This window comes from Bacillus sp. H1a, from assembly GCF_000633475.1.
Taxonomy (GTDB): Bacteria; Bacillota; Bacilli; order Bacillales; family Bacillaceae_G; genus Bacillus_A; species Bacillus_A paramycoides.
The window spans coordinates 57,245-77,736 of the sequence record NZ_AYMH01000013.1; the positions used below are offsets into that span (position 1 = coordinate 57,245).

24 protein-coding genes are annotated in these 20,492 nt (G+C 35.7%); 19 read left to right on the forward strand and 5 right to left on the reverse strand.

Annotated elements, in window-relative coordinates:
• Positions 1 to 72: 72 nt before the first annotated feature.
• Positions 73 to 1,071, forward strand: a complete 999-nt coding sequence (locus U860_RS0105980; RefSeq protein WP_025147761.1) for a formamidase — start codon at positions 73 to 75, stop codon at positions 1,069 to 1,071.
• 46 nt (positions 1,072 to 1,117) lie between these two features.
• Here the strand turns inward: U860_RS0105980 and U860_RS0105985 are convergent, their stop codons facing one another.
• Positions 1,118 to 1,483: a YugN family protein gene (locus tag U860_RS0105985; protein ID WP_025147762.1), complete on the reverse strand. Its 366-nt coding sequence runs from the start codon at positions 1,481 to 1,483 to the stop codon at positions 1,118 to 1,120.
• Positions 1,484 to 1,692: 209 nt separating this feature from the next.
• Here U860_RS0105985 and U860_RS0105990 point away from each other — a divergent pair, with 209 nt between their 5' ends.
• The 6 genes from U860_RS0105990 to U860_RS0106015 all read left to right on the forward strand — a co-directional run bounded on the left by U860_RS0105990 (position 1,693) and on the right by U860_RS0106015 (position 5,133).
• On the forward strand, positions 1,693 to 2,727 hold the full coding sequence (locus U860_RS0105990) for a CAP domain-containing protein (RefSeq protein ID WP_025147763.1): 1,035 nt from the start codon (positions 1,693 to 1,695) through the stop codon (positions 2,725 to 2,727).
• An 87-nt stretch (positions 2,728 to 2,814) separates the two neighbouring features.
• The gene (locus tag U860_RS0105995) at positions 2,815 to 3,261 is read left to right on the forward strand and encodes a YlbD family protein (protein WP_025147764.1); all 447 of its coding nucleotides are present in this window, start codon (positions 2,815 to 2,817) and stop codon (positions 3,259 to 3,261) included.
• 11 nt (positions 3,262 to 3,272) lie between these two features.
• A complete protein-coding gene (locus U860_RS0106000; protein WP_002173180.1) occupies positions 3,273 to 3,518 on the forward strand; it encodes a YlbE-like family protein in 246 nt (81 codons plus the stop codon).
• Between the two features lie 78 nt (positions 3,519 to 3,596).
• Complete coding sequence (locus tag U860_RS0106005; RefSeq protein ID WP_025147765.1) at positions 3,597 to 4,169, forward strand: histidine phosphatase family protein; 573 nt, start codon at positions 3,597 to 3,599, stop codon at positions 4,167 to 4,169.
• Positions 4,170 to 4,285: 116 nt separating this feature from the next.
• Positions 4,286 to 4,738: a YlbF family regulator gene (locus U860_RS0106010; protein WP_025147766.1), complete on the forward strand. Its 453-nt coding sequence runs from the start codon at positions 4,286 to 4,288 to the stop codon at positions 4,736 to 4,738.
• 128 nt (positions 4,739 to 4,866) lie between these two features.
• A complete protein-coding gene (locus U860_RS0106015; protein ID WP_002088292.1) occupies positions 4,867 to 5,133 on the forward strand; it encodes a YlbG family protein in 267 nt (88 codons plus the stop codon).
• A gap of 55 nt (positions 5,134 to 5,188) precedes the next feature.
• On the opposite strand, the gene U860_RS0106020 is transcribed toward U860_RS0106015, so the two are convergent.
• Positions 5,189 to 5,578 (reverse strand): hypothetical protein, encoded by a 390-nt coding sequence (locus tag U860_RS0106020; RefSeq protein WP_025147767.1) that lies wholly within the window; start codon positions 5,576 to 5,578, stop codon positions 5,189 to 5,191.
• A gap of 515 nt (positions 5,579 to 6,093) precedes the next feature.
• Between U860_RS0106020 and rsmD the strand changes: the two genes are divergently transcribed.
• Positions 6,094 to 6,660, forward strand: coding sequence for a 16S rRNA (guanine(966)-N(2))-methyltransferase RsmD (gene rsmD / locus U860_RS0106030; RefSeq protein WP_025147768.1), 567 nt, complete (start codon positions 6,094 to 6,096; stop codon positions 6,658 to 6,660).
• A complete protein-coding gene (coaD, locus tag U860_RS0106035; protein WP_025147769.1) occupies positions 6,657 to 7,148 on the forward strand; it encodes a pantetheine-phosphate adenylyltransferase in 492 nt (163 codons plus the stop codon). Before rsmD ends, coaD begins: the two co-directional genes overlap by 4 nt.
• A 156-nt stretch (positions 7,149 to 7,304) precedes the next feature.
• On the opposite strand, the gene ylbJ is transcribed toward coaD, so the two are convergent.
• Positions 7,305 to 8,525 (reverse strand): sporulation integral membrane protein YlbJ, encoded by a 1,221-nt coding sequence (ylbJ, locus tag U860_RS0106040; RefSeq protein WP_025147770.1) that lies wholly within the window; start codon positions 8,523 to 8,525, stop codon positions 7,305 to 7,307.
• Between the two features lie 112 nt (positions 8,526 to 8,637).
• Between ylbJ and U860_RS0106045 the strand changes: the two genes are divergently transcribed.
• Both U860_RS0106045 and U860_RS0106050 read left to right on the forward strand, forming a co-directional pair.
• Entirely contained in the window at positions 8,638 to 9,429 is a 792-nt protein-coding gene (locus U860_RS0106045) for a patatin-like phospholipase family protein (protein ID WP_025147771.1), read from the forward strand.
• Entirely contained in the window at positions 9,422 to 10,447 is a 1,026-nt protein-coding gene (locus tag U860_RS0106050) for a SepM family pheromone-processing serine protease (RefSeq protein ID WP_025147772.1), read from the forward strand. Before U860_RS0106045 ends, U860_RS0106050 begins: the two co-directional genes overlap by 8 nt.
• Before the next feature lie 25 nt (positions 10,448 to 10,472).
• On the opposite strand, the gene U860_RS0106055 is transcribed toward U860_RS0106050, so the two are convergent.
• Entirely contained in the window at positions 10,473 to 11,654 is a 1,182-nt protein-coding gene (locus U860_RS0106055) for a nucleotidyltransferase (protein ID WP_025147773.1), read from the reverse strand.
• Between the two features lie 213 nt (positions 11,655 to 11,867).
• Between U860_RS0106055 and U860_RS0106060 the strand changes: the two genes are divergently transcribed.
• The 3 genes from U860_RS0106060 (at position 11,868) to U860_RS0106070 (ending at position 13,250) form a co-directional block, all read left to right on the forward strand.
• A complete protein-coding gene (locus U860_RS0106060; protein ID WP_025147774.1) occupies positions 11,868 to 12,368 on the forward strand; it encodes a DUF177 domain-containing protein in 501 nt (166 codons plus the stop codon).
• Between the two features lie 61 nt (positions 12,369 to 12,429).
• Positions 12,430 to 12,603: a 50S ribosomal protein L32 gene (gene rpmF, locus U860_RS0106065; protein WP_001984764.1), complete on the forward strand. Its 174-nt coding sequence runs from the start codon at positions 12,430 to 12,432 to the stop codon at positions 12,601 to 12,603.
• Positions 12,604 to 12,731: 128 nt separating this feature from the next.
• Positions 12,732 to 13,250 (forward strand): RsfA family transcriptional regulator, encoded by a 519-nt coding sequence (locus tag U860_RS0106070; protein WP_025147775.1) that lies wholly within the window; start codon positions 12,732 to 12,734, stop codon positions 13,248 to 13,250.
• Between the two features lie 34 nt (positions 13,251 to 13,284).
• On the opposite strand, the gene U860_RS0106075 is transcribed toward U860_RS0106070, so the two are convergent.
• Positions 13,285 to 13,758, reverse strand: a complete 474-nt coding sequence (locus U860_RS0106075; RefSeq protein WP_025147776.1) for an N-acetyltransferase — start codon at positions 13,756 to 13,758, stop codon at positions 13,285 to 13,287.
• Positions 13,759 to 14,059: 301 nt separating this feature from the next.
• Between U860_RS0106075 and panE the strand changes: the two genes are divergently transcribed.
• The 5 genes from panE (at position 14,060) to U860_RS0106100 (ending at position 20,486) form a co-directional block, all read left to right on the forward strand.
• Complete coding sequence (gene panE / locus U860_RS0106080) at positions 14,060 to 14,941, forward strand: 2-dehydropantoate 2-reductase (RefSeq protein ID WP_025147777.1); 882 nt, start codon at positions 14,060 to 14,062, stop codon at positions 14,939 to 14,941.
• Between the two features lie 79 nt (positions 14,942 to 15,020).
• Positions 15,021 to 16,637 carry a bacillithiol biosynthesis cysteine-adding enzyme BshC gene (gene bshC, locus U860_RS0106085; protein ID WP_025147778.1) on the forward strand — a complete coding sequence of 539 codons (1,617 nt, stop codon included), beginning with the start codon at positions 15,021 to 15,023 and terminating at the stop codon, positions 16,635 to 16,637.
• A 368-nt stretch (positions 16,638 to 17,005) separates the two neighbouring features.
• Positions 17,006 to 17,938 carry a 16S rRNA (cytosine(1402)-N(4))-methyltransferase RsmH gene (gene rsmH / locus U860_RS0106090; protein WP_002173165.1) on the forward strand — a complete coding sequence of 311 codons (933 nt, stop codon included), beginning with the start codon at positions 17,006 to 17,008 and terminating at the stop codon, positions 17,936 to 17,938.
• Positions 17,939 to 17,953: 15 nt separating this feature from the next.
• Complete coding sequence (gene ftsL / locus U860_RS0106095) at positions 17,954 to 18,316, forward strand: cell division protein FtsL (protein WP_002173164.1); 363 nt, start codon at positions 17,954 to 17,956, stop codon at positions 18,314 to 18,316.
• Between the two features lie 73 nt (positions 18,317 to 18,389).
• Complete coding sequence (locus U860_RS0106100) at positions 18,390 to 20,486, forward strand: PASTA domain-containing penicillin-binding protein (RefSeq protein ID WP_025147779.1); 2,097 nt, start codon at positions 18,390 to 18,392, stop codon at positions 20,484 to 20,486.
• Positions 20,487 to 20,492: the final 6 nt, after the last annotated feature.

A 20,492-nucleotide genomic window follows, 5' to 3' on the forward strand; every position in this document is an offset into this window, starting at 1 on the left:
TAGTTTTTTAGAGAGTTACAAATTTATATTGTTTTCTTTAATAAACACAAACTATTTTAAGGGGGATTTTAAATGGGTAGTAGTGGAAGTATGGTAAAGCCGATTAGTGGTTTTTTAACAGCGCTAATTCAATATCCAGTACCGGTAGTGGAGTCGCGTGCAGACATTGATAAACAAATTAAACAGATCATAAAAACAATTCATTCGACTAAATCAGGCTATCCTGGATTAGAATTGATAGTATTTCCTGAATATAGTACACAAGGGCTCAATACAAAAAAATGGACTACAGAAGAGTTTTTATGTACTGTGCCTGGGCCAGAAACGGACTTATTTGCTGAGGCATGTAAAGAATCTGAAGTATATGGTGTTTTTTCTATAATGGAAAGAAATCCTGATGGTGGAGAACCGTATAATACAGCAATTATTATTAATCCACAAGGTGAAATGATTTTGAAGTATCGTAAGTTAAATCCTTGGGTGCCAGTCGAACCTTGGAAAGCTGGAGATTTAGGCTTACCTGTTTGTGATGGACCTGGAGGAAGTAAATTAGCTGTTTGTATTTGTCATGATGGCATGTTCCCTGAAGTAGCCCGTGAAGCGGCCTATAAAGGTGCAAATGTCTTGATTCGTATTTCTGGATATAGCACACAAGTTAGTGAACAATGGATGTTAACCAATCGTTCAAATGCATGGCAAAATTTAATGTATACATTGTCAGTGAACTTAGCGGGTTATGATGGTGTATTTTATTACTTTGGTGAGGGCCAAGTATGTAATTTTGATGGGACTACTTTAGTGCAGGGACACCGAAACCCTTGGGAGATTGTTACTGCTGAAGTATATCCAGAGCTAGCAGATCAGGCTAGATTAGGATGGGGTCTAGAAAATAATATATATAATTTAGGTTCAAGGGGGTATGTAGCGACTCCTGGTGGGGTGAAAGAAAACCCGTATACGTTTGTTAAAGATTTAGCTGAAGGTAAATATAAAGTCCCTTGGGAAGATGAGATTAAAGTAAAAGATGGATCCATTTATGGGTATCCAGTCAAAAAAACGATTCATTCTTAGGAAAGATAAATAGAACAAGCGCATCCTATTGATGCGCTTGTTCTATTTACTTAATAATTTGAAATTCTTTCAACTCTTTTTCAATATTTTGTAGGAGCTGTTCACTTTTTTGAAGTACATTCGTTGGAAAAATCTCATCATCACCATATTCAACGCCATGAGGATAATAATGTTTTCCTAATAAGGGTGGCAATAGTTTTACTTGAGCGTGTCTGCCACCGATGTCACCTTCAACAGCAAAACCTTGTACGCGTAAATAATAAACATCCTTTAATATTTCAAATTTATAATCATATGTAACGCGTTCGTAATCCCATTGTCCAGCAAGTACAAAATGATTGTTTTCCATAATCTCAGTTAAAAGAGTTAAATCAATGACTGCACCATTAAACTTCGTATTTGTAAATTGCATAGAATACCTCCTTCTTTTTTATGGTGTTTTATTATTTTTATAATAGTATGAATAATAAGAAAGTGCAATTCATATTGAGAGAAAAGGGATAATCCAGACTTTTTTCATGAAAATATGATATAGTGAAAAGAGTACGGTACACACAAAAAAAGGAAAGAAAAGGCTTTGTGTATATCTCAATTTTATGTTTTGTTCAGGAGGTATATCGTTTGAAGAAATTATTGCGTATCGTAATGATTACATTTTTAATTTTAGCTGTTGATTTATACGGGAAGTTACTCGTTTCACAATATATATTAACCCCATCTCACTCTAAGCAAGAAAATAAAATTGTGAAAAAGAAAAAGCAAGTGAAGGAAGAAACTACAGACACTGTTTTAAATATGATTGGTGGGGATTCTGAGAATTTATTAGCAAAGTGGGGCGAACCGTCTCGAATAGAGCCGTCTGCTTATGGATATGAATGGTGGGTGTATAATCAAGATTTAACTCAGTATGTTCAATTTGGAGTTGCTGAACGTAAAGTTGTAACGGCGTATGTTGCTGGTGATCAAGTCAAGGTAGCTCCCTATTATATAAATGAGAAGTATGAAGAGGTATATAAAAAGAATCCGCTTTCACATGAGATTTCATTAAAAAGAGGAAAGAATAGTTATCAATTTGAGTTATCTGATACGGAAGTAATAGAACAACCACTAATCCCTGTAGAAGATGGGTGGGCACAATTATATTTTGATCACTTTACACATGAACTTGTTGGTGTTCGTTATATGGATGATGAAACGTTATTACGCCAAAGGCCATATCAGCTTGTTTATTCAGGTGAATTAATAGCAGAACAGCCGTTGACGCCAGAAAAAATGAAGCAAGTAGAAAATGGAAATATGCAACAAATTCTCGACTTAACAAATATTATTCGAAGTCGTCATCAATTACCGTTGTTAACATGGGATCAACAAACTGCAGATGTTGCATTTGGCCATAGTAAAGATATGAAGGATAATAATTATTTTTCACACGATTCTCCCACCTTTGGTACGTTAGGAGATCGTTTGCAACGTGGGCAAGTGGCTTTTCAACTTGCTGGTGAGAATATAGCCGCGCAACATAGTGATGGAATTGCAGCTGTACAAGGCTGGTTAAATAGTGAGGGTCACAGAAAGAATTTATTAAATGAACAATTTACTGGATTAGGTGTTGGGGTATATGATAAATTTTATACTCAAAACTTTATCCGAAAATAAAAAGGTGCATGAATCGTCTGAAAATAGGCGAACCATGTGCCTTTTTTTTCTTACAATATAGTAGATATACATGAAGAGGTGAGTAGTATGCCAACAACAAAAGGACCGTTACATCCATCGGTTCAACAGTTTAAAGAGTTTGTAAACCATCACCCTAAAATGGTTCATGAGGTTAGAAGTGGTCAAAAAACTTGGCAGCAATTTTATGAAGAATGGTACTTACTTGGTGAAGAAGATCAAATATGGGCAGCGTATAGACCTGATGGAGCACCTGCTTTTTCTTCAGTAAAAGAAAATAAAGAAGAAAAAGAAGAAAAAGAAAATCGAACTGAGGAGGAAAAAACTGCTGATGTGATGGGGCAAATGCTTTCTTTCTTTAAAAAGCTAGACGTAGAACAAATGCAACACCATTTAGCAAATGTAACGAGTGCGATTGGTAGTGTGCAGCAAGTTATCCAACAATTTCAAGGGAACCGCACGCAGCAAGAACAAAATACTTCTGAAAATAATCCATTTTTCTTTCAAAAGGATTAGGGGGAAAGAGGATGAGAGCAGAGCTTATGGAGTTTATAAAGGCTGATGAGGATTTAGCTCGTTATATTCGGGAACAGCCATACTGGTACCGGAAATTAACACGTAATCCAGAAGAAAAAGAGGCTTTTGAGTTAGCTGCCATGCAACATTTCAAAAAAACGATACCAGATAAAGTAGAAAAATTTCAAAATCAATTGGCGGTTGCTTCAATTATGATTGATATGTTCCAGTATATGAAGCAGCAAAATGCGACGTAAAATTGGAAGGGAAAACTATGTCCGTTATGCAAAACTTTTGTTACAATAGAATCGGATTATTAAAAAAGGAGTTGCAGCATGACGGAAATTTGTTTAGTACGACATGGACAAACTGATTGGAATTTTCAAGAGATTATTCAAGGGCGCGAAGATATTCCGCTCAACGAAGTTGGGAAAAAGCAAGCGAGTCAAAGTGCAGCTGCCTTGCAAGCGGAATCGTGGGATATAATTATAAGTAGCCCGTTAATTAGAGCGCAAGAAACGGCTAAGGAAATTGCTGGGGCTATTGGATTACAATCTATTTTATTAGATGAACGATTTATGGAACGTAATTTTGGGGAAGCTTCTGGGAAACCAGTTGCGGCCGTTAGGGAGTTAATTGCAGAAGGTAATGTAGAAGGAATGGAGCAGGATGAAGAGATTGTAGAGCGCTGTTTTACCGCATTACAAGAGGTTGCAGCAACACATGGAGAGAAACGTATTATCATTGTTGCGCATTCACATGCAATAAAAGCGATTTTACACGCAATTGCGCCAGATGAAATTACATTTAAAACGCCATTAAAAAATGCATGTATTAGCTACGTGAAAGAAAATGGTGGGAAATGGGATGTTCTTAAATATAATATTGCGGAGCATATTATTGTATAAAAGTACAAGGGAATTGTATGGAAATGAGTTAGAATCATATCTTTCTTTTAGGTGAGACACTTCAATTAGTAGTTCTGTTCCAAATGTGTTATGATGAATACTCGGAGGTGTCTCTCATGATTGTAGCGACGCTGGAAAGCGTATTGATTTTAGATAAGGCAGAGCAGCTTGCAAAAGCGATTATCTGTTCAGATATAGCAGAAGATTATCGTAAGTATTATAAGGATTTGCAAGAAGATATGGAAGTCCAGACATTAATTCAGCAATTTACAGCGATGAAAGAGCGATATGAAGAAGTGCAACGTTTTGGTAAATATCATCCTGACTATACTTTCGTTTCGACGAAAATGAGGGAATTAAAGCGTTCTGTAGATTTGCATGATAAGGTTGCAGCCTTTAAAAGAGCAGAAACTGATTTACAAAAGTTATTAGATGAAGTTAGTGTAGCAATTGGTTCTGAGGTGTCATCTTCCATTAAAGTTCCAACAGGAAATCCATTTTTTGATGTGGGTGGCTGTGGCGGTGGCTGTGGTACCGGAGGCGGTTGTGGTTGTAAAAAAACGGGGTAATTTACCCTGTTTTTTAGAATATAGAAGAAAACGTATACAGAGTTTGTCCTATAATGTCATAAATTTCTGATTGGTTTTCATAAAATATAAGAATATAAGTTTTTAAAAAGGAGAAGATGGAGAAGATTATGTTCGGGCAACGACAAAGTATGATTGTTTATTTACATTCATTGAAACATGCCAAGATTTTAAGGAAATATGGTAACATTCATTACATATCAAAACGATTGAAATATGCCGTTGTATATTGTGATATGGAACAAATTGAGCATATGATGCAAAAATTGAATAAACTTCCTTTTGTAAAAAAAGTAGAACAGTCGTATCGCCCGTTTTTAAAAACGGAATTCGAAAATTCGCGTCCTGACCGGGCAAAAGAATACGATTATAGCTAAGTAAAAAAATCCCCCGCTAAATTCAGTGGGGGATTTTTTTACTTGAAATAACGTGTTATCTCATTGGAGGAATGAAATTGTTCATTCGTAAAATACCAATCAGATGATTAAAAAATAGTTCTTTTTCAGGGAAAGTTGTTGATGGTTTTACAGTAAAGGGTGTAACTTTTTTTCCTATTTGTTCTGCCATTTCTTCAAATAAAATGACACGTTTGCTTTTTTTATTTTCAAGTATAGGAATGCCTTCACGACATATGTATAATGGCTGGAAATCGCCAGTAGTTGTCGGTTTTAGTATTACAACAAGTGAACACACTTTTTTTTCGTTTTTTACAGTTTCAAATTGTAACATATGTGTTACACGTTCTTGGTTTGTTTTGGCAATTTCAAGTAATTCATATAAGTCAGAGTAGCCTTCTCCAAGTTCTATAAAGCGTTGAATCATATTTTTTCCTCCTCTTTCTTTTACTGTACCATCTCACTTTTTAAATGAAAAGTAGACAAAGAAAAAAACCCTGCAAAGCAGGGCCCTTCTAATACTAGTATGTACTAGTAAGAAGGCAAAGGGAGAGGAGAAACCGGAGGAAGAACTTATGGGGAAACGTAAGTCTTCTCCGCGGTTGGCAACAACATCGAAGGTGATGTTGTTATATTTATTTATGTCCAATCTAAATGAAGATATACATAATGAAATTAAAATTTATGTTTGGCTTTTTATTTTTCTTTTTTTTATTTTATGATAGGATAAAAAAGGTAAAGTAGAGCTGATGTACATAAAGGGTTCTTGTTCGCAAATAGTGAGATGAATATGTAAGAAATAGCGAACGGTTATTTTAACTAAAGTTCTCTATTGGTTAAGTAACGAATTAGTGAAGAATTATATGGTTTGGTAGCGGTTACTGAATTCAGATGGATTTGCTGTAATCGCTCGATAGATTGAAATAAAGGTAGTGACAACAGATGAGAGTAGTTTCAGGAAAATGTAAAGGGCACCCACTTAAAGCGGTACCTGGTAATACAACACGGCCAACGACAGATAAAGTGAAAGAATCTATTTTTAATATGATAGGTCCTTATTATGATGGTGGTATCGCTCTTGATTTATTTGGTGGTAGCGGTGGCCTTGGAATTGAGGCCATAAGTAGAGGGATTGATAAAGCGATTTTTGTTGACCGAGATAGTAAAGCGATAAAAGTAATTTATCAAAATTTAGAAAGCTGTAGAATACATGAACAAGCTGAAGTGTATCGAAATGATGCAGAGCGTGCGATAAAGGCGCTTATAAAGCGTGAAATATCATTCGATCTTATACTAATAGACCCTCCATATAAAGATCAAAGAATTGTATCTTTAATTAGTGTGATAGATCAACATGGATTGTTAAATGAAGATGGATTAATTATGGCAGAACATGGCGATGACGTAGTTTTACCTGATTCTATAGGAGAACTTGTAAAAGTGCGAGCAGAAAATTATGGGATTACAGCAATTTCGATTTATAAGTATGAAGGCGAGGGGACAGAATGACAAGTATAGCTATTTCTTCAGGAAGTTTTGATCCAATTACCCTTGGACATTTGGATATTATTAAAAGGGGAGCAAAAGTATTTGATGAAGTGTATGTAGTTGTATTAAATAATTCATCAAAAAAACCATTTTTTTCAGTAGAAGAGCGCCTAGAGTTAATTAAAGAGGCAACAAAGGACATCCCGAATGTAAAAGTTGATTCACATAGTGGATTATTAGTGGAATATGCAAAAATGCGTAATGCAAATGCGATTTTACGCGGGTTACGAGCGGTTTCTGATTTTGAATATGAGATGCAAATTACTTCTATGAATCGAAAATTAGATGAAAATATCGAAACCTTTTTTATTATGACAAACAATCAATACTCATTTTTAAGCTCGAGTATTGTGAAAGAAGTTGCAAGATATGGTGGAAGTGTAGTGGACCTTGTTCCTCCAGTTGTAGAGCGTGCTTTAAAAGAAAAGTTTCAAACCCCGTTAAAGTGAACGGGGTTTTTCTTTATCCCTCTATTTGCGGACAGTAAGACTCGCACCTCAAAATTCGGCTGAAGCAATGAATTTAGGTGGGAGTCGGGCTGCCCGTAAAAGTCCGATTGGTGAAGTCTAATAAAATCTGTAGGGGATGAACAAAACCTCCACGGATTAAAGTTTCACTTTATTAATGCGTAAAAACAGTAAGATAACATATAAATATAAACAAAATAAAGTGAAGATAGGTCCGTAGTGTATAAACGATGTCCAAACATCATTAAGTGCAGAAGAATGATTCAATAAAAATACGGGAATATCTTCTTGTGTAGGTGAGAAAGAATGAACTTTCTCATAAAATGGTCCCCAAAATATAAAAGTGAGAATAGGAGCGAAAATACTTTGGATAATTCGCGCTAAAAAATATGGTTTAAAGCGGATGTCTGTCTCCGCTAATATGCTTGCTACTTGAGCCTGAATAGAAAGCCCGCTAAATGCTAATATGAAGCTTGTTACCATCGCTTGTTGAAGAAGTGTGGTTTCATTTATTTGACTAATCATTTGGCTTCCAAGTGTCATTTCAAAAATACCAGATAGTATCGGAATGCTAAATTCGGATGTTAGTTGGAAGAATGATAAAATATGTTGCATAATAAAAGAAAGCGCTTCTGTAATTTGGAAAACAGTAATCATTTTATTTAAAACAGAGAATAAAATAATAAACCCACCAATCATGAGTAATGTTTGAATAGAAGAAACGATAGCGTCTCCGAGTAGTTTTCCGATTGGTCTTTTTTCTTGCATACGCGTTTGGTGGAGGACTGAGAAAGGGTTTTGAAAGGGACGTTTTTGGATAGTATGTTTGTCTTTTATGTAGGTATCGTTATTGCCGTAAAAACGCATAATTAATCCGACGGCAAAGTTACTCATATAATGTGCAGCTGCTAATACAAACCCTAATTTCGGATTATTGAAAAAACCAATAGAAACAGCTCCGAAAATAAAAAGTGGATTAGAAGAATTTGTGAAAGATACGAGTCGCTCTGCTTCAATTTGTGTTAGTTGATTGCTTTTGCGTAGTCTAGCGCTTAATTTGGCGCCAGCAGGGAATCCTGAAGCCATTCCCATTGCCCAAACAAACCCGCCTACCCCTGGAACACGAAAAAGTGGCCGCATTAGCGGTTCTAATATAACGCCGATAAATTTTACAACACCAATACTGATTAGAAGTTCCGCAATGATGAAAAACGGTAGTAGTGAAGGAAATACAACTTCCCACCATATATTTAACCCGCGAATTGAAGCTTGCAAGGCAGCCTGGGGGTGGAGTACAAGAGAGAAGGTTAAAAATAACATTGATATGGTAAGAAAAGCAGTTTTCCATTTTTCGTACATGTAAGAAAATCCCCCTTTGTCCCAAAAACGTTCATTTCAGTATACGTGGATATGTGGTGAATTTAGACCATAAGTATGAAAAAGGAATGAAAAAAATTAAAGGGTGAGAAAAATGAAAGAACCAAAAATCGGTTTAGCGCTTGGATCTGGAGGTGCGAAAGGTTTTGCTCACATTGGGGTAATAAAAGTGTTAAGGGACGCTGGTATTCCTATTCATATGATAGCAGGTAGTAGTATAGGAGCATTAATAGGCACATTTTATGCAGCGAGTTGTAACGTTGAAAGGCTGTATAAATTGGCAGCTGTTTTTAAAAGGAAATATTATTTAGATTTTACAGTTCCTAAAATGGGATTTATTGCTGGAAAACGTATCAAAGATATGATTAAAATGTTTACATATAATAAAAATTTAGAAGAGTTAGATATCCCAACGGCTGTTGTGGCTACTGACATTTTGAAGGGGGAAAAAGTTGTCTTTACAAGTGGCCCGATAGCAGAGGCGGTTCGAGCTAGTATATCTGTACCGGGGGTGTTTGTTCCAGAAAAAATAGATGGCCGTTTATTAGTGGATGGAGGAGTAATCGATCGTATTCCAGTATCAGTTGTAAAAGATTTAGGTGCTGATATTGTTATTGCTGTTGATGTATCTCCGATTAAGGTGAATGGAGAGGTTACATCTATTTATGATGTGATTATGCAAAGTATTGAAATTATGCAACATGAACTTGTAATGAACCGGCAAATAGCATCAGATTTAATGATGCGACCAGCTGTTGAACAATTTAGTTCGCGTGCTTTTACACATATTGAAGACATTATAAGGGTCGGAGAAGTGGAAGCAGAAAAACACATTTCAAACATTTATTTACTAATTGAGCAGTGGAAGGAGAAACATAATGTTTAAGCGTTTTCGGTTTATATATGCAATTTTAATAGGTGTTATATTGGCGATGCTACTTGTTTATGTGCGTTTGCCATATTATGTGACAAAACCAGGTATGGCGGCGAAATTAGCGCCATACGTTCAAGTAGATGGTGGAACGAAAGAGTCTGGTGATTTCATGCTTGTCACTGTCTCGATGGGACCTGCCAATGTGGTGAATTTAATAGCCGCGCAGTTTAATAAATATACACATATTTCGAAAGCGGAAGAAATATTACAAAGAGGCGAGAGTGATGAAGAATATCAATTTCGCCAAAATTATGCAATGAAAGATTCGCAAAATGCAGCAATCTATAATGCTTATAAACGTGCAAATCGTTCTGTTTCTTTTGAAAATAAAGGTGTACTGGTTGCAGGTGTAGCAAAGGGTATGCCGTCAGAAGGAAAGCTGAAGCTTGGGGATGTTATTATAGCTGTCGATGGAAAAACATTTGATAAGACGGAACAATTTATTGAGTATATGACAGGGAAAAAAGAAGGGGATATAGTAAATATTGAATATAAGCGAGGGGGAAAACAGTTTAAAGAAAATTTAAATGTAAAGACAATTCCTAACGGAAATGGACGCGTTGGTATAGGGGTCTCTATCGTTACGGAAAGAGAATTAGTAGTGGATCCGAAAGTGAAAATTGATTCCCATGAAATAGGGGGGCCATCAGCAGGTTTAATGTTCACATTAGAAATTTATAATCAGCTTATTGAAGAGGATTTAACAAAAGGACATGAAATAGCTGGAACAGGTACAATCAATGAACAAGGAGAAGTTGGTCCAATTGGTGGTATTCAGCAAAAAGTGGTAGCTGCTAGTGATGCGGGTGCTGAGGTATTCTTTGCGCCGAATGAAAAAGGTGCGGAGAAATCAAATTATAAAGATGCGCTTGAGGCTGCAAAAGATATTAAAACAAAGATGAAAATTGTACCAGTGGATACATTGGATGATGCGTTGAAGTATTTGGAAAAAATGGGCGAAAAAAAGTAAACCTCTCTGAGAAAGAGAGGTTTTTTTATAAGAATCTTGTTGTTGTTTCGTCGTAACGAATTGGATGATGCGTTGCGTTTTGCTTTAGCGATTGTGTCCGTATCGGTTCTTTCATTATGGAGAAATATACAGAATTTGCTTTTCGTTCTATGTCTAAAGTAGGGTGTTTGAATGTTTTTGTATGGGTAAGGATTGGGAGATCTATTTTTTTCTTATTTTTAGAAAGGTAAGTTTGTCCTTTTTGTGACATACCGAGTAGACGGATATACGGCGCGTATTGCTCTATATTTGCATTGTATATTTCTTCCTTTGTTGTATTTGTTAAAATATGTGTACAAGCTCTTTGTAATCTAGTCCATGTATAACGTTTTGTTTTTAATGCTTCCATGAATGAATGGAACGATGAACTGTCCTGTATTTTTGATAAAATACGATGCTCTAAACCTTCTTCCATTTCGTATATATGTTGTAGGTCTTGAGAAGACATGGTCATGAGTTTGTATTTGAAAAACGAAAAGTAATTTTCCCAGTTATGTAATATACCGTAGTTTTGCTTGTAATTTTCTAAAAGAGAAGCAGACATTTTCGGGATAAAAGGCTCAATAGTTGAAAATGAACTGTTTTCGCTAAATAGTTGCTTACGAATACTTGTTGCGCTTGCAATATGTTTATCATGAAATGTTTCATCATGATAATGAGAGGCGAATCTTTTTATAGTTTGTACTTGCATGGCACTATTTTGTGAGAGAATTGCCTTGATGTATTGTAAGCCTAAAATGTTATTTGGTTGTGACATATCTATGTTCTTTTCGGGTGGTAAGATGTGTTGAAAGGCTTCAGATGTTGCTTTTGCGTAACTATTCCCCTCGTTCATAAATTGTTTTACAAGACGATTAAAAGTCTCTTCTTCATTTTTTTGTACAGAAATGGTATTATAAAAATTTTCAGTTTGCCCATCTTCACTACCGAAACAAATTTCAGAAACACGAAGAGCGTTTAAAATGGAAATTGCGCCATTTGCGAATGTTTCAGCCTTTTGTGTTGCAAATGCATAAGGAAGCTCTACAACAAGGTCTACGCCGCTTGCTAAGGCCATTTTGGTACGATACCATTTGGAGATGAGTGCAGGCTCACCACGCTGTAAAAAAGGACCGCTCATAACGGCAATAATAATATCAGACTGTGTTAACTTTTTTGTTTGTTGCACATGATAAGCATGACCGTTATGAAAAGGGTTATATTCAACGACAATACCACTGGCTTTTATGGTAATCTCTCCTTTCGATGTAGCATCTTTTTGGAAAACGTGATAATCTATATATTATTTCCTATGATGACTTCATTATAGTGTAAAGAAAAAACATTGACAAATATAAAATGGCTAGCTATAATTTTGTTTGTTGCCTTGAGGTGATATGATATGAAATGGTCCATCCATCAATTGAATAAATTGAGAAATAAAGGATTGACATTGGATGAGATGGTAGATGTAAGTGAGCTAAAAGAGGTCGAGAAAGATATTCGTGAAATTAATCCTGTTCATGTAACAGGAAGAGTTGATTTTGGCTCCGGTAAGTTTACGTTTCATCTACATATAACTGGAAGCATGGTTTTACCATGTTCTCGCTCTTTAGTAGATGTGACATTACCATTTGACATTAAAACAACTGAGGTGTTCCAAACTTCTGAAGGGGAGTTTGAAACAGAAACTGAAATTCATTGTTTAGAAGGAGAAGTACTTGACTTACTGCCCGTAATCAAGGAAAATATACTTTTGGAGATTCCAATGCAAATTTTCAGTGATGATGTTTCTGGTGGAGCACCGACGCAAGGTCAAGACTGGCAAGTGATTTCGGAAGAAAACAAAGAAAAGCCTGTTGATCCAAGATTGGCAGGACTTGCAAAGTTTTTTGACAAATAATCGGAAGACTGGTTCAGGCCTTCATATGAAAATAACTATTTCTTTTAAGGAGGTGGGAAGAATGGCTGTACCTTTTAGAAGAACTTCTAAAACAGTAAAAAGAAAGCGTCGTACGCATTTCAAATTATCAGTACCTGGTATGGTAGAGTGCCCAAGCTGTGGTGAAGCGAAATTAGCTCACCGTGTATGTAAAGCATGCGGTACTTACAAAGGTAAAGAAGTAATCAGCAAGTAATTGCAAAAAATAAACGTAGAAGATATCTTCTACGTTTATTTTTTTTGTCTTATTCTTTATTTGTTGTATTCTATCTTTTCTAGTAACTGCATATGCTTAATAAAAAATGCATAGGGAGGACTAGAGAGATGGCGACAACAAGACAAGATGCTTGGACTGATGATGAAGATTTGCTTCTGGCAGAAGTAGTACTCCGGCATATTCGTGAAGGTGGAACGCAACTTTCCGCTTTTAAAGAGGTGGGAAGACATTTGTCTCGTACACCTGCAGCATGTGGATTTAGGTGGAATTCTTACGTTAGGAAGCAGCATAGAGGACGTATTGAAGAAGCGAAGCAACTCCGTAAAGCGGAAAATTATGAAGTGAAAGAGACAAAGATAGTGGAGGCACCTACGTCTCTTACATTAAATGATGTCATTGATTTCTTACAAAATTATAAAGATGAAAAAGATTCAACTGTGTTGCAGCAACAAATTGAATCATTACAAACAGAGAGAGCGCGTCTTCTGGAGCGGTTATCAGTATATGAGGAAGAGTATAGAACATTACTTGATTATATTGATCAAAAAAGAAGTGTAATGGTATTAGAGGGAAAAGAAAGAGATGTTGTTCGTGCGAATGAAAAATTGGAGAAGTTAAAGAAATAAAAAAACAGCTGTTATGCAGCTGTTTTTTTATTTCTTAAGCAGATTCTTCGTTTGTAACCGCATTCAAATTTATTTCTGGTTGCCAAATGTAAAATTCACCATCGGTTACTGATACTTTTTGGAAATTTAATTTATCCCAAAAACCTGCTGATTGGACACGTGCTATCGTTTTAATCGGGAATTGTAGTTGCTTCGCGTAATTAACGAGCATTTGTCCAAATCCTTGTTTTTGAAAAGTTGGTAACACCTCAAGTTTATAGAGTTCTATATAAGGACCAGCGATTTCGAAATTTTCTCCACCGTTCCTTTTCATATATAGACTCATACGCGCGATTAGTGATCCGCCATAGTAAATACCATAAAATGGAGATTCGCTATCATTTTCAATAATATTTGCCTGTAATTCTTCAAGCATGGATAACTCTAAAGCTCCGCAACCTTTAAACTTTTTAAATTCATCTAACGTTTTATAATTGATGAGCAAACGCTCAACTTTTGGGAATATCATTACATCACATCCCTTTCTTATCTTGTTGAATGCAGAAAAGTATAAATATTTATAATAATATTATAACTCATTTTTTAATTTTTATGAAGAAGATAGAATATTTCTTTCATTATTTTTTTGAGGATTTGCTAAACTAAGAGTAGAACTATGTATATAAGTAGTATATACATAGTGAAAGAAGAGGTTGCATTAGTTACAAGATAATTGAGTCCTCAACTATGCTATTGTAATTTAGTAAGATGTAAAGGAGGGAGGACAAGGAGACTTATGTAAATTATTATTATGAGTTCCTTGTGTAAAGATGAAAATTGGAATTGTTGGACCGGGGGCTATTGGTCTCCTATATGCATTTTATTTACAAAAAAGCAATCAAGATGTTACGTTGTTTACAAGGACCGCTAAGCAAGCGGAGGAATTAAACTTAACGGGTGTAACGTGTATTAGGAATGGAGAACGTGAAACAGTGTTTCCATCTATTTTACCGATAGAATGTATGCTGAATAAAAAGTTAGATTATACATTTATTGCTGTAAAGCAATATCACATAACTGACATATTACCTTTTGTACAGAGAGAATCGTCATTAATCTTTTTACAAAATGGAATGTCCCACCTTCATGTTATGGAAAAATTAAGGAATGAACGTATAGCGGTCGGGATTGTGGAGCATGGTGCAAAAAAAGAGGATGGAAATACAGTTCATCATACTGGAATAGGTGTTACAAAATTTGGTGTAGTGCGCGGTCAATCTAGTTGTTTTAAAAAGGTATTTAATTGTTTCCCTTTTGATTATTTTCTGATTCAGATAGAAGATGATTGGAAGGGGATTATGTGCAATAAATTAGTAGTCAATGTGTGTATTAATCCATTGACGGCATTATTGCAGGTTCAGAATGGAGAGTTAATTTCAAATCCTTTTTTTTATCAAATGATGGAGCAAGTATTTCAGGAAGTTGCATTTCTTCTTAAAGAAGAAGAGAAAGAAATGGTATGGCAACTGGTACGCCGGGTATGTGAAAGAACATCTCGTAATACATCATCTATGCTAGCGGATGTAAGAGCGAATAGACAAACGGAAGTTAATGCGATTGTTGGATATGTATTAGAAGAAGCTAAGGAACAACAACAACCAGTTCCGACACTTCAATTTTTGTTCAATGCAATAAAAGGAATGGAAGTATAAGTGTTATTCTTTGCTTTTACGTGAAACATTGACTACAATGTGGGTTGGTGAGAGAACAGGATACGAAAGGAAGAATTATATGGAGATAAAAGAAATCTCTGTTCCACTACAAGGTGTTGTAGTGGACTATATGAACGGTAAAAAAGAGATACAGTCATGTTTTGATTATATGTTAACAGAAGATGCTTTTAAACAGCGTTTACATGATTTGCGTGAGAGAAAGTTTTTCCGTCAAGATTTAGTAACGCATTTATTAGAATATAATACACAATTGCAAGCTGGAGAATTTACAATTCAAAATATAAAAGCGCTTGAAGATAAAAATACATATGCTGTTATAGCTGGACAACAAGCTGGGTTATTAACTGGACCGCTTTATACAGTGCATAAAATTATTTCGATTTTACAGCTTGCGAAAGAAAAAGAAGAGAGCCTAGGGGTTCGAGTTGTTCCTGTCTTTTGGATTGCTGGTGAAGACCATGATATGGATGAGATTAATCACACTTTTGTAACGAAAAATAAAAAAATAAAAAAGACTATTTTTCATGATCGTCATCCGAAAAAGGCGAGTGCTTCTGAGTCTGAGCTTTCTATTGAAGACTGTAGAAAATGGATCGAAGAGATTTTTAAAACATATCCGGAAACTAATTTTACAAAGGATGTATTACGATTTATTGATGATGCTTTGGATAAATCGCATACATATGTAGATTTCTTTGCACATCTTATTACGAAATTGTTCGCGAATTCTGGTTTAATTCTTGTAGATTCACATCATCCTGCATTAAGAAAATTAGAAGTGCCGTTCTTACAAAAAATTATAAGTAAATATAAAGAAATTCAAGTAGGACTACATAATCAACAGGAAGTAATTAAGGAACTAGGATTTAAACCGATTATTGAAACGAAGTCTAACGCGGTGCATATATTTATGGAAATTGATAATGAGCGAGTATTGCTTGAAGAGGATCAAGGGAAGTTTGTTGGAAAAGATGGAGTACATTCATTTTCGTATGAAGAATTGATGGAAGAGATGGAAAGAAGTCCAGAGCGTTTTAGTAATAATGTTGTAACGCGCCCTCTTATGCAAGAGTATATGTTTCCTACGTTAGCGTTTATTGGCGGGCCAGGGGAGCTAGCTTATTGGAGTGAATTGCAACAAGTGTTCCATACAGTCGGTTTCCAAATGCCACCTGTCGTTCCGCGTCTTACAATTACTTATATGGAGAGAGATATTGCGACAGATTTATACGATTTAGATTTGCAAGAAATGGATCCGTTTCTAAATAACATAGATAATTTGCGTGACAATTGGCTTTCTAATCAAATAGAGGAACCAATAGACGATCGATTTGTAGAAGCGAAAAAAGAAATAATTGATATTCATACATCATTACAACGATTTGTGAAAAAAATAGATCCAGGATTAAGTGAGTTTGCAGGGAAAAATGAACTGAAAATTAATGAACAAATTGAACTATTAGAAAGAATGTTGAAAAGAAATGTTGAGAAGAAGCATGCGGTTCAGCTAAATAAATTCCGTCGTATACAATTTGCGCTTCGTCCGTTAGGAGCACCGCAAGAACGTGTGTGGAATGTATGCTATTATTTAAATCAGTTCGGTCTTGATTTTGTTGACCGAGTAATGAAACAATCCTTTTCGTGGGGTGGAAAACATCATGTAATAAAACTATAGAATCTTGCTCTTTAGAGCAGGATTTTATTTTTATTGCATCGAATTAACTGTGAAGTGAAATTTTTCTGAATTATCATTCTTATATTAATGGACGGAATCGCTATGCAGCAGATATATATATATGACAAAATAGCACAAAATGTAAACGGATTATTATCTTTTTCGACAGGTTTTTATTTAAATTCCCGCAAAAGATGATAAAATTTAGTATATAATAAAATAAAATAGCGATTTGTATAGTATGCTGCCTTTGTTGGTAAGTTAAATGAGTCGTTCTTTCGTAGCATTTCGTTCTCTAGTAGTAAAATATGCGTTTAGAGGAAGAGATGCATTCAACATAATTAATTGGAAAAAGAGTAGGTGCAACAATGTTTAAACACGTAACAGTACTTTTGAAAGAAACAGTAGATGGCTTAGATATAAAGCCGGGTGGTACATATGTAGATTGTACACTGGGTGGAGGAGGACATAGTTCTTATTTATTATCCCAGCTAACTGATGGCGGAAAATTAATAGCATTTGATCAGGATGAAATAGCGATTCAAAATGCGAAGGAAAAGTTTTCTTCTTATGGTGAACAATTTGTAACAGTGAAGAGTAATTTTCGTTATTTATCTGAAAAACTACATGAATTAGGTATCACAGAAGTAGACGGGATTTTATTCGATTTAGGTGTTTCATCCCCACAATTAGATACACCAGAGCGTGGTTTTAGTTACCATCATGATGCACCGTTAGATATGCGGATGGATCAAGATGCCCCATTAACAGCATATGATGTTGTGAACAGCTGGTCATATGAACAACTCGTAAGAATTTTCTTCCAGTACGGTGAAGAGAAATTTTCAAAGCAAATTGCAAGGAAGATTGAAGCGTATCGCGAGAATAAAGCGATTGAAACGACAGGAGAGTTAGTGGAATTAATTAAAGAAGGTATTCCAGCTCCGGCCCGTAGAACAGGTGGACATCCTGCGAAGCGAGTATTCCAGGCGATTCGTATTGCTGTAAATGATGAATTAAAAGTATTTGAAGAAGCGTTGGAATCTGCAATTGAGATGGTCAAGCCGGGCGGAAGAGTTAGTGTTATAACATTCCATTCTTTAGAAGATCGTATTTGTAAAACGACGTTTAAGCGAAATAGTACAACGCCACAATTACCACCAGGACTACCGATAATCCCGGATGAATTTAAGCCGAAATTAAAGCTTATTACAAGAAAACCGATTTTACCTTCTGATATCGAATTAGAAGAAAATAATCGGGCACGTTCTGCGAAGTTGAGAATCGCTGAAAAAAGATAAAAAGGAGAGAGAGGTATGACTAATTTAGCTGTTAAGTACAAACAACAAGCGCAAGAAGAGGTACAAATTCAAACGCCACCACAGCAGATGGTTAAGCCGAAAGTAAAAGCGAAAATTACAAGAATCGAAAAGCTGTTGTATGTAGCGTTTATTGGCTTTTTAATATATGCCTGTGTAGCTTTTATTGGAAATAAAGCGGGCTTATATCAAGTTAATGTAGAAGCAGCAACGATAGAAGAACAGATTGTGAAGCAACAAAAAGAAAATCAAGAATTGCAGGCTGAAGTAGAGAAGTTAAGTCGTTATGAACGTATCGCTGAAGTTGCAAAAAAACACGGGCTAGAAATTAATGCGAATAACGTGAAGGGCCTGAAGTAAGGCAAATAGGTGTGAAGAAAAGATGAAGAGAAATATGACCAAATTTCATACCAATAAAGGAGCAGGTTATTTTATGATATTTTTCCTCCTGCTCTTTTTGCTGTTATTAGCCCGATTTTTTTACATACAAGTAACAGGAACAGTGGATAATCAAGATTTAAAGAAAATTGCTGAGCAAAAACATAGTAAAAAAGGAGTTCTCGAAGCGAATCGAGGAACAATTTATGATCAAAATGGTCATGTGTTAGCGCAAGACGCAAATTCCTATAAAATTGTAGCGGAATTAAAAGGTGCTAAACCTGTCGAGAATAAAGAGGATACTGCAAAGAAAATTGCAGGAGTACTCGGAAAAGGCGAAGAACAGATTTTAGCTACTTTAAATAAAGATAGAAGTCAGGTGGAATTTGGTAAATTAGGTAAGGGCTTGACGAAAGAACAGAAAGAACAAATAGAAGCATTGAAATTGCCGGGGATTTCTTTTATTACCGAAAATGCGAGAGTGTATCCAAATGGTGATTTCGCATCTTACGTCATAGGTCATGCGAAACCTGATGAAAATGGAATCGCAGTAGGTCAATTTGGTTTAGAAAAGAGTTTGGATAAATATTTAGGTGCTTCTAATGGAGAGGTAGCTTATACAGGTGATCGTAAAGGAGTATCTCTTGACGGTGGAAAAGTGAATGTAAAGGCACCTAAAAATGGAGATAACGTATATTTAACGCTTGACCAACGTATTCAAAGTTATTTAGAAGACGCAATGAAAGAAGCTAGTAAACATTATGACCCAGCAAATTTAATAGGAATTGTTGCAGATCCAAAAACAGGGAAAATATTAGCGATGTCTAGTAAACCTAGTTATGATCCGAACCAGGGACAAATGGATTACTTTTATAATGATGCTATTTCAAATGCATTTGAACCTGGATCAACAATGAAGATTTTCACATTAGCTGCGGCCATTAATGAAGGTGTGTATAAGGGACAAGACTTTTATCAGTCTGGTACATATCAAGTGGGTAATCGCAAAATAAAAGATCATAATGGCGGCGCTGGATGGGGTTCTATTACTTTTGATGAAGGGGTAGAACGCTCTTCAAACGTAGCGTTTGCGATTTTAGGTGATCAAAAACTTGGTCCAGAACGTTTCCGAAAATATATTCATAGTTTTGGATTAGACGAAAAAACGAATATTGATTTACCTGGTGAAGGGTCAAATACAATTTTATTTGATCAACAAATACAGCAAGTAACAACAGCGTTTGGACAAGGTTCTACAGTTACACCAATCCAACTCGTGCAAGCTGCAACAGCGATTGCGAATGATGGAAAAATGATGAAACCTTATACAATTGATAAAATTGTGGATCCAATAACAGGTAAAGTACAGCTAGAGCACAAACCAGAAGAAGTAGGAAAACCTGTTACCAAAGAAACCGCAGCGCAAGTAAGGCAATTACTAGAACGTGTTGTTACATCACCGAAAGGAACAGGAACTGCATATAAAGTTGATGGGTATTCAGTCGGTGGTAAAACAGGTACAGCACAAATTCCTGACGGAAAAGGTGGCTATATGACAGGAAGAGAGAATTATATATTCTCATTCCTAGGTATGGCACCGATGGACGATCCGCAACTTGTTGTGTATGTGGCCGTTAAACAGCCGAAATTAAAAGATGATGAAAACGGGGCTCAACCTTTAGCGGATATCTTTAAATATGTAACGAAAAATAGTTTAGAGTACTTAAAGATTAAGCCAAATGAAGTAAAAGATCCGAAAAAATATGTGAAAGAGCAACAAACTGTCGTTCCAGATGTAACCGGAAAAACGATGGAAGAAGCGAAAAAAGCAATTGATAAAGCAAAACTTCGTCCAATCGTATTAGGTGAAGGGAAAGTGCAGCAACAAGTGCCAAAAGCGACTGAACAAACATTGAAGGGTGATCGAGTCTTCTTAGTAGGAGATAAGCCTACAATGCCAAATATACAGGGATGGGCACTGCGTGATGTTATGAATTTAGCAAAAACATTAAAGCTTAACTTAAAACCTTCTGGTACAGGATATGTAACGGAACAAAGTGTGCCGGAAGGAACATTGTTGCAACCTGGTACAGAATTAGATGTAACACTCGTACCACCACTTGAGCCGCAGCAAGAAGCAGAAAAGCCATAATGGTAA

Excerpts from the sequence above, each read along its gene's own strand:
- U860_RS0106100 (WP_025147779.1), top strand. The coding sequence starts at position 18,390 with ATGATATTTTTCCTCCTGCTCTTTTTGCTGTTATTAGCCCGATTTTTT.
- coaD (WP_025147769.1), top strand. The coding sequence starts at position 6,657 with ATGACAAGTATAGCTATTTCTTCAGGAAGTTTTGATCCAATTACCCTT.
- U860_RS0105980 (WP_025147761.1), top strand. The coding sequence starts at position 73 with ATGGGTAGTAGTGGAAGTATGGTAAAGCCGATTAGTGGTTTTTTAACA.
- ftsL (WP_002173164.1), top strand. The coding sequence starts at position 17,954 with ATGACTAATTTAGCTGTTAAGTACAAACAACAAGCGCAAGAAGAGGTA.
- U860_RS0106010 (WP_025147766.1), top strand. The coding sequence starts at position 4,286 with ATGATTGTAGCGACGCTGGAAAGCGTATTGATTTTAGATAAGGCAGAG.
- U860_RS0105995 (WP_025147764.1), top strand. The coding sequence starts at position 2,815 with ATGCCAACAACAAAAGGACCGTTACATCCATCGGTTCAACAGTTTAAA.
- panE (WP_025147777.1), top strand. The coding sequence starts at position 14,060 with ATGAAAATTGGAATTGTTGGACCGGGGGCTATTGGTCTCCTATATGCA.
- U860_RS0106075 (WP_025147776.1), bottom strand. The coding sequence starts at position 13,758 with ATGATATTCCCAAAAGTTGAGCGTTTGCTCATCAATTATAAAACGTTA.
- U860_RS0106050 (WP_025147772.1), top strand. The coding sequence starts at position 9,422 with ATGTTTAAGCGTTTTCGGTTTATATATGCAATTTTAATAGGTGTTATA.
- U860_RS0106060 (WP_025147774.1), top strand. The coding sequence starts at position 11,868 with ATGAAATGGTCCATCCATCAATTGAATAAATTGAGAAATAAAGGATTG.
- U860_RS0106005 (WP_025147765.1), top strand. The coding sequence starts at position 3,597 with ATGACGGAAATTTGTTTAGTACGACATGGACAAACTGATTGGAATTTT.
- ylbJ (WP_025147770.1), bottom strand. The coding sequence starts at position 8,525 with ATGTACGAAAAATGGAAAACTGCTTTTCTTACCATATCAATGTTATTT.
- U860_RS0106045 (WP_025147771.1), top strand. The coding sequence starts at position 8,638 with ATGAAAGAACCAAAAATCGGTTTAGCGCTTGGATCTGGAGGTGCGAAA.
- U860_RS0106015 (WP_002088292.1), top strand. The coding sequence starts at position 4,867 with ATGTTCGGGCAACGACAAAGTATGATTGTTTATTTACATTCATTGAAA.
- rsmD (WP_025147768.1), top strand. The coding sequence starts at position 6,094 with ATGAGAGTAGTTTCAGGAAAATGTAAAGGGCACCCACTTAAAGCGGTA.
- U860_RS0106020 (WP_025147767.1), bottom strand. The coding sequence starts at position 5,578 with ATGATTCAACGCTTTATAGAACTTGGAGAAGGCTACTCTGACTTATAT.
- rpmF (WP_001984764.1), top strand. The coding sequence starts at position 12,430 with ATGGCTGTACCTTTTAGAAGAACTTCTAAAACAGTAAAAAGAAAGCGT.
- U860_RS0106070 (WP_025147775.1), top strand. The coding sequence starts at position 12,732 with ATGGCGACAACAAGACAAGATGCTTGGACTGATGATGAAGATTTGCTT.
- rsmH (WP_002173165.1), top strand. The coding sequence starts at position 17,006 with ATGTTTAAACACGTAACAGTACTTTTGAAAGAAACAGTAGATGGCTTA.
- U860_RS0105985 (WP_025147762.1), bottom strand. The coding sequence starts at position 1,483 with ATGCAATTTACAAATACGAAGTTTAATGGTGCAGTCATTGATTTAACT.
- U860_RS0106000 (WP_002173180.1), top strand. The coding sequence starts at position 3,273 with ATGAGAGCAGAGCTTATGGAGTTTATAAAGGCTGATGAGGATTTAGCT.
- bshC (WP_025147778.1), top strand. The coding sequence starts at position 15,021 with ATGGAGATAAAAGAAATCTCTGTTCCACTACAAGGTGTTGTAGTGGAC.